Source organism: Caulobacter sp. P1_B12_2, assembly GCF_056406675.1.
Genome location: NZ_JBFTZS010000772.1, coordinates 1 through 1,121 on the forward strand (window position 1 = coordinate 1; position 1,121 = coordinate 1,121).

1 protein-coding gene is annotated in these 1,121 nt (G+C 67.8%); it reads left to right on the forward strand.

Annotation, left to right across the window (positions count from 1 at the left end; translation table 11 throughout):
* A partial coding sequence (locus AC1DZ6_RS25660; protein ID WP_477099905.1) for a 3-deoxy-7-phosphoheptulonate synthase class II occupies positions 1-1,069 on the forward strand: 1,069 nt, incomplete at its 5' end.
* Positions 1,070-1,121: the final 52 nt, after the last annotated feature.

Consider the following 1,121-nt stretch of genomic DNA (forward strand, 5'->3'; position numbering starts at 1 on the left):
GGTGAAGGTTGGCCGCATCGCCGGCCAGTTCGCCAAGCCGCGCTCCGAACCGATCGAGACGATCGACGGCGTCACCCTGCCGTCCTATCGCGGCGACAACATCAACGGCATGGACTTCACGGCCGAGGAGCGCATCCCCGATCCGGATCGCCTGCTGCGCGCCTACGGCCAGTCGGCCGCGACGCTGAACCTGCTGCGCGCCTTCGCCAGCGGCGGTTACGCCGACCTCTACAACATCCATCGCTGGACGCTGGGCTTCGTGGGCGACAGCCCGCAGGGCGCGCGCTACCGCGAGCTGTCGGAGAAGATCAGCGAAGCCCTGACCTTCATGGCGGCGGTCGGCGTCACGCCGGAAACCCAGCCCGACCTGCGCCGGGTCGAGTTCTTCACCAGCCACGAGGCCCTGCTGCTGGGCTTCGAGGAAGCCATGACCCGCGTCGATAGCACCTCGGGCGACTGGTACGACACCAGCGCCCACCTGCTGTGGATCGRCGAACGCACCCGCCAGCTGGACGGCGCCCACATCGAGTTCATGCGCGGCGTGAAGAACCCGATCGGGCTGAAGTGCGGTCCGACCATGGAGGGCGACGACCTTCTGCGGCTGATCGACGTGCTCAACCCGGCCAACGAGCCGGGCCGCCTGACCCTGTACGGCCGCTTTGGCTCGGACAAGATCGCCGACCGCCTGCCGCGCCTGATGAAGGCCACCAAGGCCGCCGGCCGTTCGGTGGTCTGGGCGACGGACCCGATGCACGGCAACACGCTGAAGGCCTCGACCGGCTACAAGACCCGGCCGTTCGACCGGATCCTCTCGGAGGTGAAGTCGTTCGTCGAGATCGCCCATGCCGAAGGCGTGCACCCGGGCGGCGTTCATCTGGAAATGACCGGCCAGAACGTCACCGAGTGCCTGGGCGGCGCGCGCGCCGTGTCGGAAACCGACCTGGCCGACCGCTACCACACCCATTGCGATCCGCGCCTGAACGGCGAGCAGGCCCTGGAGCTGGCGTTCCTGGTGGCCGAGAAGCTGAAGTCGGCGCGTGACGACCAACGCCGCCTGGCCACGGGATAACGTCGGTCTTCGAAGTTCTGGCTAAGGTCTCTAGCAGGGTATAGCCTCCTTC